Raw genomic sequence first — 17,546 nt, 5'->3', positions numbered from 1 at the left:
AGCGCCGAGCTCTCTGCGCCGGCTGCTGCGTGCGTCGCATACAGCCGCGCTGGCCCCCGACTTGCCGCGCGACCTGTCCAGCTCCGATGCAGCTACAAAGGCGCCTAGTGCCTTATTCCAGATCGACCGGTATATCCTGTTCATATTTTTTCCTGTTCAATATTGCGTGTATTCACCATCACCTTTCTTTAGGATAACTACACATATAAGCAGAAAGGTAATTGTTGGTGTTGAATTGATTTATTACGGGTAAATAAATTTACACACGTCTGACACAAACACTTAGACATCCTAAATACGAACGAGCGCCATCCTCCTGTCTGGAGAATTCACATGAGAAAGTTATCGATGAGGGACGACCAGGACGCTTCTATTTTCTGGCACCCTGGCAGTACAGGCCGCAGAGGGCCATAGGCTTATGAAGGTCCGAACAGCGACGGCTTATCGGTGCCAATTACGCGAAAAGGCGTAAATTGCCGGTCTAAATTCGATGGCTGGTTTGGCAAACGTTTGCCTTGCGCCGTCGTGTCCGGAATACTCATAGTTTCCGCCCCAATGAAGTACTGCGTCGTTTTTCGGCGCAGCATGGCGAACGCTCATGTCGCGCTGTAAGCTATTCCTGTTTCAGCACCGTTTCCCGCACTACGCGAGCTGACAACCGGAAAATATTCCCGTCAAAGTCGGGTTTCCGTGTTGCAGTTCCAGGCAGGTAAGTTCCTGTAAGTATTAGACGAAACTCTCGCATAGGCTTTTTCATTTGTCTACTAAAACCTATTGAAATCGAAGCACCAGAACATTTAACAATTGGGCAATCGCAAAACGCATATCCGGAGGCAATAAAACATAAAAACCGGCCTGTCCGAAGCCGACGCAGCTTCGCTTTCGCGCTGTGCGCGCACCAAGCTTTGCGGGTCAGGAGTTAAGGCGCGCGAACCGCTCACGACTCAATCACCGGCTCGCCGTTGGCATGCCGCCAGAGAGCGATCGCGGGAAGTCGCAGTTCTTGCGAAGGACGGACGCCTGACTGACGTAGAGCGATGGATCGAAAACATGATCACGATTTACCCCTCATGCGACGCGATTCTGACCGAGATGTGGCATTGCCTCAAACCGTTGGATATCGCGGGCATTGAGGCTCTTGCTCTTGCCCCGCACGAAACACACCATGCCTCGCCATCTACTAACGGAACGACCGCTTCGACCGACGGCACAACGAAACAATAGAAGCGGTGAATGCCCGTTGTCTGGGTGCCCCCGACGTTTGAGTCGTCATGTCGGCGGACGGACCGCTCCAGCCACACCGTTGTATCGCTCCTTCCTGTGAGATCGAATGTGTCGGGCCACGGTTCTGAACCAGGGCGAAGCGCGCGTGCATTTGCGTTTAGCAATCGGTGGCGGACGCCTGTATTGCGACAGGCAGTGGAGCATCCGCTATCTGATGGCTGTATTTCCTATGGTAGATAGGTGGGAGTCCTTATGAAACGGGTTCGCAGGCTGTGGGGTGTTTCTTTATCACGACGATCACGAGATATCGCTGCTGGAGCTTGCGGTCGCGGCCGCGACGTCTGGTAGCGGCATCGTTGCCGCGGCGTTATCGATTTCGCATACCCCACCGGCATTGCCGAGGGCGAATGTCGCGTACCTGACATGTCTCGAAAGCTGCCTGAATGTGCGTTGCGAATATGTTCGCTAGCAGCGGCGTCATGTGAGAATTTCCAATCCGTCGAGGATAAATCATGCAAAATGTTCGAAAATACTGGTACGTCTTCTAGACTGGGTGCCGCGCCTTTTTCTTGATTGCATCTAGCCCTTGATTGCTCTTGCGCGCCGGTTGCGTGGTAAGAGACAGGCATGTAGGTTGCCGCCATCTTAAGTCCGCACCATACGCGGTCCACCGAGCGCTTTAGTGCCGTGCGAGGATGCGTCGCTAGCCGAGCCGCTTACTCGTTTTCGCGGTTCTTCAAGTCATCCAATGTTTGAATCCAGCAGTCTGCGACAGGGGCCTTTGCTGTCGCCCGTGTGCGACCGGCGACAGTAGCGTTATTCCGGCGGAAACCGGATCTGCGAGAAATGCCGCCCGGCCCGAATTGCCCGGCGCTCGATATCGGCTGCCGATTCGATCAGACCGTGCTGCTCAAGGAACAGCAGGTACGCGCGGGTTGAGACCTTGCGGCAGTTATCCGGCAACAGGAAGCTGGTGCGAGCGATCTTGTGGTCCTCGAACAGAAAGACGCCGGTTCGTTCGGCAACAAGGCCAAACTCGTTCATCGCTTCCTGTATCGCGAGTTCACCGAGATTCGCCTTGCGACCGGGTGAGAGGGTGCGGGATTGCCAGTAATGGTGACAGACCTTCGTTTCGACAACCGGAACGCCACTGTCACGCATCCATGCAGCGATACGTGCGCTTGTCGGCGTCTCATTGCGTGTGACCTCGTGCAGCACCATGTCGACCAGCTCGATTGCCCAGCCGGGTTTCAGCAGCAGATCGAGGGCATCGGCGTAGGCGAGCGTGATCAGGGGCCCCGCATCAGGAAGCAGGGTAACCGCCGTATTGGTCGCCATCCGCTATTTGCGCAGCGCGTTCAGGTCGTCGAGCATGCGGCGTGTGCTCAACTCCGGGAGCCGCGGCATCGGCAGGTGGGCCTGAGCCATGAGCAGGAACAGGTCTTCGTCGGTGTCGATGCCCAGCGCGTTCATCGCTTGCTTGTCGTCGATGCGGCCGAGCGAGAAATCGACCAGGGTACGAAAGTTCTGGTTGTCGCTGGCTTCCGCTGCCTCAAACGTCTCGACCAGATAGCGCAACTCGGCGTTGAACAGCGCATTCACGGACGTGTCCGATTTGGCTGCAAGGATCTTGGCGCGCTTGAGCAGGTCGCGATCGACTGCTCCGGTGAAATTAACGGTTTCGGCCATGATAGGACCCTCCATCCAGAATGAATGCAAAGTATAACGCGCATTTATGTGTTACACGCAATTATGTGTAAAAAGTTTCCATGACTGACGAGGCGCGATTGGCGGACCGGCAACCGGGACGTCGTGTGCCACGGAAAGCGAAAGCTGTGTCAGCCAAGTGTGAACTTCCGCCGCAGTTTCTGAAAAGCGCGGGCGGCGGCGCTCACCCTTGGCGGCCCAAGCTCGCAGCTCTGCGTGATAAGACTGCGTCCCCGGGTTGTCTCCACGGCAGCACGGACCGGGTCCGTCAATGGGGCCTGCGGCAAGTGATGAGAAAGGCGCCTGCACCTGCACGGCGATGGCGTGCTTCCAGTCAAGATTGCGTCTTCTCGCATTGTACGGGCCCGACACGAGGCTCCCGTCGACGATGTCGGCCTTTGGCCACCACGGCCTGCGCCGCACGTATTGCGTTCTCATACGTCATGTGCACTTCATCGGGCGGCGGATTCCGGTCGAAGTGCGACCTTCCCCATGCTCTGCACCGTGAATTTTTACCTAAATTTCTTCCCGGGATGACCGATAGGTTCTACCGGGACCGCGCAAGGTGGTTTCTCCCGCTCCACCGGTGGCGGGATGCGATGCAACGGACGCTATGCGTTGAGGCCGATGGAAGCGTGCGATCACCGGTGTGGAGGGACAGCGTGGACGGGCTCGCCAGCCGTGGCGCCCAAGTTCATATGACTGTCGAAACGCATTGATAGCGCTTTTTATCGGAGTTTAGCTGTGACGAAGTTCATCAAAAAACTGGGGCAACGGGCAGAAGGCCAGGCAGGCGGGTGCACCATACAGTTAGAAAGCAGCCTCATCGAGCTGCCCGCGTCCGTTGTTGCACGCCGATTGGCAGAGGAAGATGCCAAAATCCTGAATCTCAAACCGGCGAGCGCGCTGGACGTGTATTCACAGGGCATCGTGAAAGCGGGTGACTGTATCATCAGGGAGCAGCCCCTCATGAAATTGCCGCTCAGCCTCGCGTGCTTTCTCACCATGAATTTGCGCGACGAGGGCAATGGTCTCATAGAGGCAACGAGAGCGCTGAACAACCGCTACGCCGGATGCTGGACGCAGGCCGTTAAGGTGCAGCTCTTTGCCGACGTCGAATTGATGGACCTCAAGGCCCGGGTCCTGAACTGGTGCGAGCGAGCCATGCAGGAGGTGCTGTACAAGCGCCGGCGAGGGGTAGAGAACGAACCATTCGTCACCTACGGCAAGCTCTTCGAAACGTTTATCCGCGAGATCGACACACGCATTGCGCATGGCGATGACCGCATGTATCAGGAAATCTGGTCACGGGCCATGGATTGCATGTGCTATCAGCTCATTGAGGGCTGCTTCCTCAAACCGGGACACATCGTCTGCCGGCACGGTATAGACGCATTTCACCTGCTGAAGTGGGAAGGAGCGTGCCTGCGCAATAAACATGTTGCCAATTGCGTGAGCCACCACATGAATCTCTACGGGGTGGACGCCGCGCTGTACACCCGGGATGTTGTCCTGAGACCTCTCTCCGCGGCTCTGGTCGATGTCGAGGCCATGGATCCCGACGTCGTTCTTCGAGCAGACTTTCATTCCTGCGTGGGCGATCTGCTGGAGGCGTTTCCGTACCTTTGCTCATCGAAAAGAACGTCCCGGTATACGTTCCCCATTCGCGGCTCAACGTGTGTCGCAGTCTTTCGCTTTCTCGGACCGCATGGATTCGGCATGTTTGCATTCTTTGACAGCGAAGAGGAGCTCCACGCCGGTCTTGAGACTGGAGCATGCCGGGCAGGCCTCACCCTCGATTTTGACGGGGCCTTGGGCTGTCTGATGCATCCATGGCTAACTGTTGAACGTTTCCTGGGCGCGACAGACGCGCTGCGCGTGTCGCATTGGCTGATTAGCCAGGTGCATGACCGGATCGTCGAAGATTACCTGAAGATCAACCGATATTTTCTGCAGCGCAAACAGCACGACGGTGTGCCTGATTCTGGGTCAGGCGTCGCAAACGGTGCCAACGATCTTCTCGTCCATGCCGAGTATGCCGAAGCATTGCGGGAGCCGATTGATGCTGATCCCCACTTCGAAGCTGGCGCCAGCATTCCGGCAGTCGCGGTGAACGCGGGGCGGGGCCCCTTTTTGCCTCAAATCCGGCGTAGCCGCTTTTTCAAGATCCTGCGTATGTGCGGCGTGGAGATCGTGCAAGGCAAGGGTTCAGAGATTAAGCTTCTGCGCGGCGGTGCGCACCCGTTCCGCCTTGGTAGTCATTACGGCGTCAATCCAGCAATTCCAAGCTTCCTTGCTGGTCAGATATTGAAGCGTCTTGAGATCTCCCGCGAAGAATGGATCTCAGCGATCAGCGCGAGCAGGATCTGACATTCCCGGCTCCGCCCCCGTGTCTGCTGCGGATCGATTCGGCTCGATCACGGGGGTGTCGCTAATGCGGCGCCCATGAGATGACTGTCGGTCTTCCCAGCGGCGAGACGTCGCATGACTTACGTGACTACCCGATCTTCTCCACGATCTGGCCAGCTAGTCCGCGGCGTTGCAATGCTGCGTCTGGTATGAGCGCTGCGTCGCAGTGACGGTTTGCGACGCCGCACAACCGTGCCTGACAGGGTGCGTATTCGGCGCAAATCGGGCGACCGATCCGCGGCAATGCGAGCCGGCATTCCACGCGAAACCGAGCAGTGTTTCCACGCCGAGGCGAGCGCCATGGACATGGCAACACGGAGTGAGTTCCTTAACTCCGGCTCCGGTTTTTGCTGGCCAAACCATTTCGGCGTTTGCGCATCGACTCGCCTGGGAACGTGAGGCGATGTGAACCAGCAGGTCGAGGATAGCGTGGGCGAGCGTTGGATCACCGCTGGCGGTATGCCAGCCTTCAACAGCGATCTGGCAGCGATCTGGCGGTGGCGGGTGATGACTGTGGAGCACAGGCCGTGCCGGTCGTCGAGTACTGTTCGCGCCGAGTTGAGTTTTGGGCCACCGCGCCCAGTTGCTGCAGTGGTGGAGTCGAAGTGCCCTTGAGCGGAGTGTGGCCTTACCCGCCTACTCGAATTCGCCGTTCTCCGTTTCGTCCAACGTTATCAACCAGAAATCCCCGACAGCAACTGTTGCCCGATCCGGATTGCGCAACATGAGGCTGCGACAACCGGATGTGCCCGTCTTCGTTCGTTGGGCCAAACGCCAATCTTGCAAACGCTCACGACCTCGCTGCGTTTGCTGGCGAAGCGGTGGCTGACGCTGGCGCAGGAGCTCAAAGCTCTCGATAGCGTGCTTGAAAGTCTGACCAGCGAGCATGCCAGACGCCTTCGCGAAAGATTCGGCGTCGGCCCTCAGACCGCTGCGGTATTGGCTGCTGTGGCGGGAGACAATCCCGAACGCCTCAAAAGTGAAGCTGCGCTGGCTGCACTTTGCGGCACAGGTCCGTCGCAGGTGTCGTCCGGCAAGACGGTCCGGCATCGCTTGAACAGGGGCGGCGACCGGTCTGCAAACAATGCCTTGTGGACCATCGCAATGGTCCGCATGAGAAGCGATCCCCGGACCCGGGCTCACGTCGAGCGCCGGACGCAGGAAGGTATGTCCAGCAAGGAAATTCGCCGCTACCTGAAGCGCTATATGGTGAGGAGGTTGTACCCACTCATCCTCGCCGATCTGGCCGGTTCGACGCTTGCCACCTGACATAGGAGCGTCAATGCACCGAATGGAAGTCTGTGGGGTTCGCTCAAGGTTGCACGTATGCACGGGCGGCGCTTCGCCACGCGGCGTGCCGCAATGGACGAGGTGATTGACCGGCTGGGCCTTTACAATGCACGCCGGTTACACTCGACGCTCAACTACGTTAGCCCGATGACTTTCGGGCAGAACTGGTGCGCAGCACAGCAAGGCAAGGACGCATAACATCCCCGGTCATGGGTTTCGACAAACGGGGGCAAGGTCAGTTCGCTGATATCGCATGGATCTGCCCGCGCGCAAGCAGCCGGGAATTTATTTTCGGCGGCCCCTTCCAGGGCGGCGCCCGAACACGACAGTGGTTGCGCCCGGGCGGGCAAGCGGACAAGCTCACGCAGCGCGGGCCTGCCGGGGCGCGTCAGCGCTGGTCAACCGGGCGGTTTGAGACGTTACACCTTGTATCCTTGCGGGTTGCTTTCCTGCCAGCGCCAGTGATCCACACACATACGCTCGATACCAAACTGCGCCTGCCATCCGAGCAGCTTTGCTGCGGCTGCCGGATTCGCGTAGCAGGACGCCACGTCGCCGGGGCGGCGTGTCACGATTTCGTACGGCACGGGGCGGCCTGAGGCTTTCTCGAACGAGCGCACCACGTCGAGTACGCTATACCCCTGGCCGGTACCGAGGTTCACCACAAAACTCGCATCGTGCTTCACCAGCGCGTCGAGTGCAGCCAGGTGCCCGCGCGCCAGATCGACCACATGGATGTAGTCGCGCACGCCGGTGCCATCCGGCGTGTCATAGTCGCCACCGAACACGCGCAGTTTCTCGAGCTTGCCCACCGCCACCTGCGCGACGTACGGCATCAGATTGTTCGGAACACCAGCCGGGTCTTCGCCGATCAGCCCGCTCTCATGCGCGCCCACGGGATTGAAGTAGCGCAGCGTGGCAATGCGCCAGCTCGGGTCCGATAGTTCGAGATCGCGTAGCACCTGCTCGGCGATCAGCTTCGACTGGCCGTAAGGGTTGGTCGCCGACAGCGGAAACGACTCGTCGATTGGCGAACTTTCCGGCACGCCGTACACGGTAGCGGACGAGCTGAACACAAACTGCTTCACATTGCGATCTCGCATCACACCGAGCAGCGTGAGCAGACTGCCGACGTTATTGCTGTAGTACTCGATCGGCTTCGTTACTGATTCGCCCACCGCCTTCAACGCCGCAAAGTGGATCGCACCCGTTACCGGATGCGCATCGAAAATGCGGTTCAGCGCGGTTTCGTCGCGCGCGTCGGCTTCGTAGAACGTCACGGCACGGCCGGCGATCTGTTCGACGCGCCTGAGCGACTCGCGATTGCTGTTCACGAGATTGTCGATCACGACAACGTCATAGCCGCCGTTCAGCAGTTCGACGGATGTATGCGAGCCGATGAAACCCGCGCCGCCCGTTACCAGAATCGTGCCCTTCGTGGTCATGCTGTGCTCCGTTAGAGTGAAACGCCTGTCAGGTTGCGAACCAGGTCTTTATATCTTTCTACCACTACACGCTCGTCGAATTCGGCGGCGACTTTTTGCCGGCCGCGTTCGCCCATGGCGCGGCGTGCCACGCCGCTCATGTCGAGCATCTGTGCGAGCCGCGCAGCGAGACTTTCCGCGTTGCGCACTTCGCACAGCAAACCATTCACGCCATCCGCGACCACTTCCCGGCAGCCTGGCACATCGGTCGCCACAATCGGGCGACCCATCGCCGAGGCTTCCATCAGCGTGCGCGGCACCCCCTCACGATACGAGGGTAATACGACACAATCGGCTGCGGCGATAAATGGCCGCACGTCGTGGGCCTCGCCCAGATATTCGATGACGCCTTCGTGCTCCCAGGCGGCCACTTCTTCGCGGGTGATCGCACTGGGATTATCCACGCCCACGGGTCCCAAAAGACGAAAACGCGCCTGAGGATAGCGTGCGCGCAAGCTTCGCGCGGCCTCCACGTATTCGCCTACGCCCTTGTCCCACAGCAACCGGCCAATCAACACGAAGTCGAAATTCGCCTTGTCCGGCAAAGGCGTAAAGGCGAACTGCTCGAGATCCACCCCTTCGCCGTGCAGCAGGCGCGCGCGTTCCGGATGCACGAGCAGCTTCTGATCGACGAAAGCGGCCTGATCGTCGCGGTTCAGAAACCACACTTCGCGCGGAAAGCGAAACGCGAAGCGGTAAAGCTTTTTGGCGACCTGCGCTGCACGGCTGTGCTGGATGAACACATAGCCGAGCCCTGTGGTCACCGCGACCGAATCGACGCCCGCCAGCTTGGCCGCAATCGAGCCGTAAATGTTCGGCTTGATCGTATAGTGAAACACGATATGCGGGCGGATTGTCCGGTAGTGGCGGTAGAGCGCCCATAGCGTGCGCAGGTCGTCGCGCGGGCTGGTGCCTTTCGAGGCCACCGGCAATTCGATGCAGTGGCAGCCCATGGCGCCCAGCAGGTCGAAAGTGCGGTCGTGCGGTGCCAGCACCGTCACCTCGACGCCGCGTGCGACCAGTTCGCGGATCAGCCCTTGCCGGTACGTGTAGATTGCCCAGGCAGTGTTGCAGACGAGTGTAATGCGCAACGAAACAGCGGGGCCAGCAGCAACGCCGGCGATGTCGGGCACGTGGGCAACATCTGGCACGGTTGAAACGTTGGGCTTCATGGCGGTTTGACAGGGGCTTCGAGGGTGCATCAAGGTTTCAGTGTCCGGCGTCGGGCGCATACAACCTGCGCTTCACAGCCTGCAGGGTGCGATACGGCGTGACAAGGTGCAGCAGATTCTTCGCGAGCCCTAACCAGTCATACAGGTTGAGCACGTTGAAGTAGCGCAGTTGCAGGCGCAGGGTCGATGCGACCTGGCCACGCCGTTTGGTGGCGCTAATGCCGCCTTCGTTCAGCTCGTAATACAGGCCCAGTTCCGGCAGGTTCGCGCAGTCATGGCGTTCCATCAGACGCAGGAAAAGATCGAGGTCTTCGGCGGAACGGTAATCGGCGCGGTAGTTGCCCACCGCGCGCACGGCGTCGATGCGCAACATCATCGAAGGGTGCGCGAGGCAACTGCGGTAAAAGCGCAGGCGGCGGATCGCATCCGGCGCGGCGGGTGGCCTCAGCATGAAGAGCGGCTTGCCGTCGCGCGTCACCACCTGGGTCCACATGCCGAGACCGGCTACTTGAGGATTTGCGTCCATGTACGCGCGCTGTTTCGCGAGCCGGCGCGGCACGCTCAGATCGCCCGCGTCGATTCGCGCGGCATAGCGGAAACCGCGTTCGGCAAGCGCGTCGATGCCGGTCTGCAGCGCCTTCTCGATGCCGCCGTTTTGCGGCATGCGCAAGATTTCGATCTCCAGGTTCGGCAGGGCCGGGGCGACGATCGGCGGCGTGCTGCCATCGTCGACGATCAGCACGTGAACCAGCGCGTCGTCCTCGCTGAACGATGCCAGCGTACGGTCGACGTCGGCCTGGCCGTTATATGCCGGCAACAGCACGGCGACGTCGCCAAGGGCTTTGTCCGACGCACGCAGTTGCTGACCCACTGAGCCTTGCGGCCCACGCGGCCATTGCGGTGTTCGCGGGCTTTGCGCCGGGGCGGATGAATTCGTCATGAGCGCAACTTGAAGCGGATGTAATAGAGGTTGACCGACGCGGCGACCAGATAACCGGCCGCCAGTCCGACCAGCGCGCCATAAGGCCCGAGGCGTGGGATCGCCAGCAGATTGACGGCGAACGCCACGGCCAGCGCCAGCAGCCACTTCGCCAGCAACACGAACTTGGCCTGATATTTCAGCACAACCAGGTTGCCGATCGCCTCGATCCCGGCCGGCACGGAAAGCCACACGGCCCAGCGGAAAATCTCGATGGCGCCTTCGTAGGCAGGCCCGAACACGCGCCGGATGATGATGCCCGCCAGCAGATCGAGCACGATTGCGCCGCCGATCATCAGCGCCGCCGTCATCGCCGTCAGCCGCCACATATTGCGGCGCAGGTGAGCGGGCTCCTGTACGCGGTAAACGAAAGCGGGCGCAATGGTTTGCGCCAGCATCAGCGCGAGCGTGATCCAGTTCTCGTTGAGTTGCTGGGCAGCCGAATAGCGGCCGAGATCGGCAAACGAGATGGCCCGCTCCAGCATCAGCCGGTCGAGTTTCAGGAACAGGTACATGCAGATCAGGCCGAGCCAGAACACGGTGCCCGCGCTCGCGAAATGCCTGAAGAGCGAGCGGTCGACATGCCAGCCGAGCTTGCCGCCATGGCGGCGGATGTAATAGGCGAGCAGCACCGCGCCGATCGCCGCCGATTCCAGCGCCCATAGCCAGCCGAAGCGGGCGGGCGTCGTGGCAGCCCGCACCAGCAGGTAGACAAGCCCAGCCTTGACGATGGCCGTGCTCATGCTGGTGAGCAATTGCGGCTTGCTGTAGGTCATGCTCTGCAGCCACGAATTGATCACGCCGACAAACGGCTCGCGGAACAGCATCGTCACTGCCAGCCCGGCCAGCATGGCGCCGACGAGCGGATCGGTGAGCCCTGCGGCAATGCCGATCCACGTGATGAGCAAGGCCCCGGCCGAAACCGAGATACGCAGTGCGAAGGCGCTCCCCAGCACGGTGCCCAGTTGCGCCGGCGGCCGGTTGACGATGGTCGGCACGAGGATCTCGGCGCCGCACACCCAGGTGATCGGCGAGAGCACCAGCAGCAGCGTATTGGCGTATTGCCATTTGCCGAAGGTATCCGGTCCGAAGTAGCGCGCCAGCATGCCGCTGATGAGAATGGCGACGGCGATCTGCGTCACCCGTTCAAGCCCGAGCCAGACGATATTCGCAAACGCTCGCGTCACATCGGGATTGGCAAAGCGCCCGGAGAAGCGTTTGAGCGTCAGCATCCAGCGCCTGCCCGTTCAGTTCGCCCGGTTCGCCCTGTGCGCCTATCCAGATCCGACGAGCCTGTCCGTGCGATTGCCCACCCGGCCGGCAGAAGCGGCAACTTTATGATCGGAGGGCGTCTAAGCATTAGAATAGTCGGCTGTAAGGCGTGACAGAAAAGCGCAATTATAAGTTGGAACCGGAGCGCCTCCGGCAAGGGCGCAGCGCGATGACCACCCACGACCGCCGATAACCACACAAGGTGCCGGTCAACTTTTCCAATGCACGCAAGTGAGCCAACCATGATTTCCAAATCCATTTTCAAGGCGTATGACATTCGTGGCGTGATCGGCAAGACACTCGACGCCGACACCGCCCGTCTGATCGGCCGCGCGTTCGGCAGCGAAGTGCGTGCACAAGGCGGCGACGCCGTCGTGGTGGCCCGTGACGGCCGCCTGTCGGGCCCCGAACTGATCGGGGCGCTGTCCGATGGCCTGCGCTCGGCGGGTGTCGATGTCGTCAACGTCGGCATGGTGCCCACGCCGGTCGGCTACTTCGGCGCGAGCGTGCCGCTGCAACTGCCGGGTGGCGAGCGCCGTGTCGACTCGTGCATCGTCGTGACAGGCAGCCACAATCCGCCGGACTACAACGGCTTCAAGATGGTGCTGCGCGGCGCGGCTATCTATGGCGAGCAGATCCTCGCGCTGCATCAGCGCATCGTCGACGACAACTTCGCGAGCGGCAGCGGCAGCTACACGGATTACGACATTTCCGATGCTTACCTCGATCGCATCGTCAGCGACATCAAGCTGGCACGTCCGCTGAAGATCGTCGTGGATACCGGCAACGGCGTCGCCGGCGGCCTCGCTCCGAAGCTGTTCAGGAAGCTCGGTTGCGAGCTGGTCGAACTGTTCACGGAGATCGACGGCAACTTCCCGAATCACCACCCGGACCCGGCTCACCCGGAAAACCTCCAGGACGTGATCAAGGCGTTGAAGGAAACCGACGCTGAAATCGGTTTCGCGTTCGACGGCGACGGCGACCGTCTGGGTGTCGTCACCAAGGACGGCCAGATCATCTATCCGGACCGTCAGTTGATGCTGTTCGCCGAAGAAGTGCTGTCGCGCAACAAGGGCGCGCAGATCATCTACGACGTGAAGTGCACGCGCAATCTGGCGAAGTGGGTGAAGGAGAAGGGCGGCGAACCGCTGATGTGGAAGACCGGCCATTCGCTGGTGAAAGCCAAGCTGCGCGAAACCGGTGCGCCGCTGGCTGGTGAAATGAGCGGCCACGTGTTCTTCAAGGACCGCTGGTATGGCTTCGACGACGGCCTGTACACGGGCGCGCGTCTGCTGGAAATCCTGGCGCGCGTCGACGATCCGAGCGCGTTGCTGAACTCGCTGCCGAATTCGCATTCCACGCCGGAGCTGCAACTGAAGCTCGAAGAAGGCGAAAACTTCGAGCTGATTGCGGGACTGCAGAAGAATGCGCAGTTCACCGGCGCGGACGACATCGTGAAGATCGATGGCCTGCGCGTCGAGTACCCGGACGGCTTCGGTCTGGCGCGCTCCTCGAACACTACGCCGGTCGTCGTAATGCGCTTCGAGGCGGATAACGACGCCGCGCTGACGCGCATCCAGGAAGACTTCCGACGTGTGATTCTGGCCGAGAAGCCGGACGCCAGACTGCCGTTCTGACGGCCCCCCTGGCGGAGAGCGCGGGTACCGGCTCGCCCTGCTCTTCGAAGTCAACCGGTGCCCGCGTTTCATTTCCATGATTTTCCTGCAACGGGGTGCCAAACGGCTGGCTTGTCGGATGTGTTGGGCGCCATCTGTAAAAGGCGCCACGCGCGTTGCGTCGACGCAACGCGCGTGGCGGCCGCAGTGCGCGAGAACCCTGTGCGCACGGGGTGGGGATGCGGGCTGCAAGGGGTGACAGAGAGCCCTCCGGCCTGCCCGGGCCCGTGCAGCAGTGTCCTGCTCGCGCGCAGATTTAAAAAAGATCTTGCTTAAATTCCCATACTCGCGCTATAAAGACGCTTGGCTTATGTAGATTTCGCCTCCGCCTATCCAGGCATGAAAGTTTCAGTCAGATGAACACCAGCACAGCAGGCACAGCAGTGTCCGGGCACGTTGCCCGCATGTCACCGCTCGCCTCAGGCAGGCAGTTTCAGCCTCACGACGTCAGTCCTGGGTGCGCTGAAAGCAGGTCGTTGTGCCGCCAGGCACGACGCTGACGCCGTTGCCATCAAACCGTAATTACATCCCGTTTTTGGAAAACTGTCGCAGCGCTGCACGCATGTGTGCGCCGCGGCTCGCGGACAGCTTGCTCCTGTCTGCGGATGGCTCCCCCGATCCGGGGTGAAGCACTCAGGGCTGCCGTCCCACGCCTGCTGGCGGGGTCGCATGGCTGTCCCTTCATTTATCAATCAAATCTGCTGCCAGGGCACCGGGCGGTTGCGGTCACGCGATGTTGCGCCGGACTTTGGTCGGCGTGCCGTTGCGGATCTCCGCGCGTTGGCACAGATATCAACCACGCCTGCACAGGTGTCCAGTGAGCCCTCTGGGGTCCTTCCGCCATGCCGGGGGATACGCGTACCAGACCATGCCGATGTCAGGCGTGCCGTGCGGCTCTCATTATCTGAAACCCAAAGGTATCCAGATTTACAGCCGGCTGGTTCGCCGGTTCCTTCAGCTTAACCGGATACCCCGCCCAGGCCCGGCCTCACAGCCCTGGTAGCAACGATTCATTCCCGGACTCCCCTTTTTGCAGCGCCTGGGGGGGAGTGCGCGCCTGTCGGTTTTCCGTGCCTGGCCTGGGTGCCGACGCCCCTTTTCTGGCGCTATTCATGGGCGCTGCGTCACCCGGCCAGGTGGATAACCCACTTGTGCTGTAGTCCTAACGATGAGGTTGCATGATCGCCTGTCGTGTGTTGTGCGCCCGGCGCGTAGCGCTGGCGAGACCGTCTGATGCTGCAATGACCCGCGAGAGCGCTTGCGGGACATGTCGTCAGCCAAAGGAGAGTTGAAATGAGCAGGAAGGGCAAGCTGGTACATCAGGCCTGTGAGGTCCGCCGCGGACCGCAGGGGGCCTTCGCAAGCTGGGAGAACACCAAGGACGTCTGGCAAGGATTCGCCCGTTTTCTTCACGAGCGCGCGCTGTTGCCCCGGCGCGTCCAGGACGTGTCCGTCGCCGCGATCGAGCTCTATCTTCATGATTGCGAGGCGAGGGGTGTGGCGCGCTCCACGGTTAAAAACTACGCGACCGAGATCCGCGTCGTCATGGCGCGCCTGGGCCGTAACGTTGCGAGCATGACCAACAAGGCGTTCGGACTCGCGACGCGGTGCCGTGATGGCAAGAAACGGCCACCCACGCCTGAGGAACTGGACCAGGCACTCACTCGCGCGCGTGCCGTTCACGAGGGTTTCTATCTGCTCCTGTGTCTGCAGGAGCTTTTTGGATTGCGGCGTATCGAGGTGCTGCGCAGCACACGTGATTTTGAAACATGGCTGCATCTGCTTCTGGGCGGCGCGCAGGCGTTGCCGCTTCGCAGGGGTGGCAAGTGCGGGCGGCAACGGCGATTCCGGATTCTTGAGCACCGGCGCGAGGAGACCGTCTCCGTACTCCGGCAGGCAGTCCTCTACTGTCGAGCCCACCACGGGCGCCTCGTCGAGGGGCGGCGCAAAAATCTCGAGGGCTCAAGGGGCAGCCTCTCCGCGCGGTACCGGGCGGTTGGCCTCAAGGGTGAGATTGCCGGGCACTGCCTGCGTTACTCATATGGCCACCAGATGGCGAGCGCGGAGCTCGATCGGGGTGTGGACGAGCATGAGGTGTTGCTGGGTGTGAGCACAGATCTGGGGCACGGTCCTGGTCGCTGCCTGTTCACCCTGCGGACTTATCTTCTTGGCCTGCTTCCACGCTTCCAGAGGATTCTCAACAATGGCCGTTTGATTCGCATACCGAAGGATATTGCTGATGACGAGCGGTTTCGCCCGCCGCCGCGCGTGAAGGAGAACGGCGCACGCACGTACTGGCGTGCCCATATACGCAACCGGCGCGCCGGCGAGGGCAAACGTGACATCGAACCGGGCATGAGCGTGCTCCCAGTGCATCCATGACCTGAAACCGCGCCGCACGGTGTCGTGCGGGGCACAACCTGAGGAGAAGCATCATGCAGCCGAGTACCCTGGCGCGGCAGGCCGCCGCGGCGTTTGACGGCATTCACGGCGGCAACGCGGTCCGTGACACGATCATGCCGCTGTGGATCATCTACGAAACCTATCTGCAGCAGTCCGGAGCGTTGCCGGCGACCCTTGCGGCGGTCCCGGAGGCGAGTTTCGCGCCCTTTATTCAGCATTGCGAGGCGCGCGGCATGCCCGATGACGAACTGCACCTGATGCTCGCGGGCATGCGCATGATCCTTTCCCGTTCGGGGTGGAAGCCCGCACGCTTCGCAGGACTTGCCGCGCCGCGCCGGCGGCTGCGCATCGCCAACAGTGCCACGGGCAAATACCGCTTTGTGCTGGTGCCCAGGGACCGCAAAGACCCGCCGCAAGTCTGACGCGCAATGTCTGACGCACCACACCGCGCGGCCTGCCGATGACGCAGGGCCGCCACGATTTCAACCAGACCGCAACACCAAGGAGAAACAGCATGATCCAGAAACGCCAGAAACCGGTCGCGCACATCCGTACCTCACCCGCTGCCGTGCAGGCGCTCAGTGCCCCGCTCGTCCAGACCCGTACCGGCGGGCAGATCCTGTACGTCGACCAGCGCTTGCAGGGCCCCACTCCCCCAGGCACGCGGCGCTGTCGCGCGAACCTGATCGAGAGCGCCCACGTCGCCGCGGCGAGTGCCTCCCGGGCGCTGGTGGACATCGCCGCTGACAGCCGGGACGCCTTCATCCGCCTGCTCACGGACTACCCCGGGACGGCCGCGGACTACCAGCTCTGCCTGCTGACCGTCTCGCGGGACGAAGAATGCCAGCTCGCCGCCTTCAACATGGCAAACGCGGTGGTGGGCGCCGGGATGTCTCCCGGCCAGGTTCGCTTTATCCATGTTGCCGGGCCATTTGACCCAGCGAAGACCGCCTACCCGCTCGTCGCGAAATTTTACGAGGAGCATGGGGTGCAGGAAGAGGGGAGCGCACCTGCGGTTCTGCACGAAACGGAACTGCTCCTGCGCATCCAGCGCGACGGCGAGCGGCTTGGCGACTGGCTGCACGGTAAAACCGATTTCCAGGCCCTGCTGGATGAAGCGCGGCGTGAGGGGGCCGGCGAAGGAGCCCTGAGCCAGCTCATGCACAAGGTGATGTTGCAGCGCAAATTCGCCATCGTTCGTGACAGGGTCGCCCAGGTTCTTGATTCGCTGGGCCTGACGTCCATCAGCCCGGCCGAGTGGCTCGAGGAAGCAGCCGGTTTTGCCTCGCCCCCTCCTGCGGGCGCCTGAACGCTCACACGGGCGGGGAGGACACCGCTGAGGTGAACAACGTCACCGGGGATGTCATACCGGTGTCCGTGTGCTTAGCTGGTCGGGACAGGGGCGCGCGGCGCAGCCCCCACGGCGCTGCCTGCTTTCTTCCGGCACGCGCGGGCAGGCACTGCCAGACGGGCCATGCGGGAGTGAGCAGGGCAGCGAGGTGGAAGACGCACCCGGTTCACGGGCCGCGGACAGTCTGCGGCCTGTGCACGCCGGGCGCCCGGTCTTCACATGGCTTGCATGTCTACCTTCTGTTGGCAGGACCGCCGCACCGCGTCTGCCGGGCTTTTGCACGCAACGCGCAGGGATCGCTGTCCTGTTGATGCGTCGTATTGGCCCGCCAGGGTCGTTCGAGACCTGCCGGGGACCCCGGACATACATCGCTGTTGCGAGGCGCAGACCGACGGGCTCGTCCGGCCGCGCTGCGTGGGCGTGCGGGCGCACGAGCGGCGTGTTGCCCGCAGCACGGGCCAATTTCACCGGCAGAAAATTCTTTCAAATAACTTTCTGTAATAATTCGAAACGATTTATTCGGCCCGCATGAATTCCTTACGATTGAAATGTTTTGAAACATATGAAATGATAGTAATT

11 protein-coding genes and 3 pseudogenes are annotated in these 17,546 nt (G+C 61.2%); 7 read left to right on the top strand and 7 right to left on the bottom strand.

Features of this window, described 5'->3' with window-relative positions:
* Positions 1–18: 18 nt before the first annotated feature.
* The 3 genes and pseudogenes from BUS06_RS38780 to BUS06_RS18415 form a co-directional block, all read right to left on the bottom strand.
* Positions 19–144 (bottom strand): annotated as a pseudogene (locus tag BUS06_RS38780) (ESPR domain-containing protein); the annotation flags it as partial.
* Between the two features lie 1,896 nt (positions 145–2,040).
* Complete coding sequence (locus BUS06_RS18420; RefSeq protein WP_074265565.1) at positions 2,041–2,562, bottom strand: hypothetical protein; 522 nt, start codon at positions 2,560–2,562, stop codon at positions 2,041–2,043.
* 3 nt (positions 2,563–2,565) lie between these two features.
* On the bottom strand, positions 2,566–2,913 hold the full coding sequence (locus BUS06_RS18415; RefSeq protein ID WP_074265564.1) for a hypothetical protein: 348 nt from the start codon (positions 2,911–2,913) through the stop codon (positions 2,566–2,568).
* A gap of 762 nt (positions 2,914–3,675) precedes the next feature.
* Here BUS06_RS18415 and BUS06_RS18410 point away from each other — a divergent pair.
* The 3 genes and pseudogenes from BUS06_RS18410 to BUS06_RS18400 all read left to right on the top strand — a co-directional run.
* Complete coding sequence (locus BUS06_RS18410; RefSeq protein WP_074265563.1) at positions 3,676–5,301, top strand: hypothetical protein; 1,626 nt, start codon at positions 3,676–3,678, stop codon at positions 5,299–5,301.
* A 783-nt stretch (positions 5,302–6,084) separates the two neighbouring features.
* A pseudogene (locus BUS06_RS18405) lies at positions 6,085–6,609 on the top strand (transposase); the annotation flags it as partial.
* Positions 6,610–6,621: 12 nt separating this feature from the next.
* Positions 6,622–6,828: pseudogene (locus BUS06_RS18400) on the top strand (IS3 family transposase); the annotation flags it as partial.
* Between the two features lie 221 nt (positions 6,829–7,049).
* Here BUS06_RS18400 and galE read toward each other — a convergent pair.
* From galE to BUS06_RS18380, 4 genes are read right to left on the bottom strand one after another with little or no spacing between them, the layout of a single operon-like run.
* Positions 7,050–8,075 (bottom strand): UDP-glucose 4-epimerase GalE, encoded by a 1,026-nt coding sequence (gene galE / locus BUS06_RS18395; RefSeq protein WP_074265562.1) that lies wholly within the window; start codon positions 8,073–8,075, stop codon positions 7,050–7,052.
* An 11-nt stretch (positions 8,076–8,086) separates the two neighbouring features.
* Positions 8,087–9,286 (bottom strand): glycosyltransferase family 4 protein, encoded by a 1,200-nt coding sequence (locus BUS06_RS18390; protein ID WP_083611460.1) that lies wholly within the window; start codon positions 9,284–9,286, stop codon positions 8,087–8,089.
* A 37-nt stretch (positions 9,287–9,323) separates the two neighbouring features.
* The gene (locus BUS06_RS18385) at positions 9,324–10,226 is read right to left on the bottom strand and encodes a glycosyltransferase (RefSeq protein WP_083611459.1); all 903 of its coding nucleotides are present in this window, start codon (positions 10,224–10,226) and stop codon (positions 9,324–9,326) included.
* A complete protein-coding gene (locus BUS06_RS18380; protein WP_074265560.1) occupies positions 10,223–11,497 on the bottom strand; it encodes an oligosaccharide flippase family protein in 1,275 nt (424 codons plus the stop codon). Before BUS06_RS18380 ends, BUS06_RS18385 begins: the two co-directional genes overlap by 4 nt.
* Positions 11,498–11,779: 282 nt before the next feature.
* On the opposite strand from BUS06_RS18380, the gene BUS06_RS18375 reads away from it, so the two are divergent.
* The 4 genes from BUS06_RS18375 to BUS06_RS18360 all read left to right on the top strand — a co-directional run bounded on the left by BUS06_RS18375 (position 11,780) and on the right by BUS06_RS18360 (position 16,925).
* The gene (locus BUS06_RS18375) at positions 11,780–13,174 is read left to right on the top strand and encodes a phosphomannomutase/phosphoglucomutase (RefSeq protein WP_074265559.1); all 1,395 of its coding nucleotides are present in this window, start codon (positions 11,780–11,782) and stop codon (positions 13,172–13,174) included.
* Positions 13,175–14,506: 1,332 nt separating this feature from the next.
* Positions 14,507–15,595, top strand: a complete 1,089-nt coding sequence (locus tag BUS06_RS18370; RefSeq protein ID WP_074265558.1) for an integrase domain-containing protein — start codon at positions 14,507–14,509, stop codon at positions 15,593–15,595.
* A 53-nt stretch (positions 15,596–15,648) separates the two neighbouring features.
* Positions 15,649–16,038 (top strand): hypothetical protein, encoded by a 390-nt coding sequence (locus BUS06_RS18365; protein WP_074265557.1) that lies wholly within the window; start codon positions 15,649–15,651, stop codon positions 16,036–16,038.
* A 92-nt stretch (positions 16,039–16,130) separates the two neighbouring features.
* Entirely contained in the window at positions 16,131–16,925 is a 795-nt protein-coding gene (locus tag BUS06_RS18360) for a hypothetical protein (protein ID WP_074265556.1), read from the top strand.
* Positions 16,926–17,546: the final 621 nt, after the last annotated feature.

This window comes from Paraburkholderia phenazinium (assembly GCF_900141745.1).
Lineage (GTDB): Bacteria > Pseudomonadota > Gammaproteobacteria > Burkholderiales > Burkholderiaceae > Paraburkholderia > Paraburkholderia phenazinium_B.
The sequence above is the reverse complement of the archived record's forward strand: the minus strand, read 5'-3'. Positions and strand labels throughout refer to the sequence as shown.

Bases quoted from the DNA above. Each gene is read 5' to 3' on its own strand.
- galE (WP_074265562.1), bottom strand. From the start codon at position 8,075: ATGACCACGAAGGGCACGATTCTGGTAACGGGCGGCGCGGGTTTCATC.
- BUS06_RS18385 (WP_083611459.1), bottom strand. From the start codon at position 10,226: ATGACGAATTCATCCGCCCCGGCGCAAAGCCCGCGAACACCGCAATGG.
- BUS06_RS18390 (WP_083611460.1), bottom strand. From the start codon at position 9,286: ATGAAGCCCAACGTTTCAACCGTGCCAGATGTTGCCCACGTGCCCGAC.
- BUS06_RS18420 (WP_074265565.1), bottom strand. From the start codon at position 2,562: ATGGCGACCAATACGGCGGTTACCCTGCTTCCTGATGCGGGGCCCCTG.
- BUS06_RS18370 (WP_074265558.1), top strand. From the start codon at position 14,507: ATGAGCAGGAAGGGCAAGCTGGTACATCAGGCCTGTGAGGTCCGCCGC.
- BUS06_RS18380 (WP_074265560.1), bottom strand. From the start codon at position 11,497: ATGCTGACGCTCAAACGCTTCTCCGGGCGCTTTGCCAATCCCGATGTG.
- BUS06_RS18365 (WP_074265557.1), top strand. From the start codon at position 15,649: ATGCAGCCGAGTACCCTGGCGCGGCAGGCCGCCGCGGCGTTTGACGGC.
- BUS06_RS18375 (WP_074265559.1), top strand. From the start codon at position 11,780: ATGATTTCCAAATCCATTTTCAAGGCGTATGACATTCGTGGCGTGATC.
- BUS06_RS18415 (WP_074265564.1), bottom strand. From the start codon at position 2,913: ATGGCCGAAACCGTTAATTTCACCGGAGCAGTCGATCGCGACCTGCTC.
- BUS06_RS18360 (WP_074265556.1), top strand. From the start codon at position 16,131: ATGATCCAGAAACGCCAGAAACCGGTCGCGCACATCCGTACCTCACCC.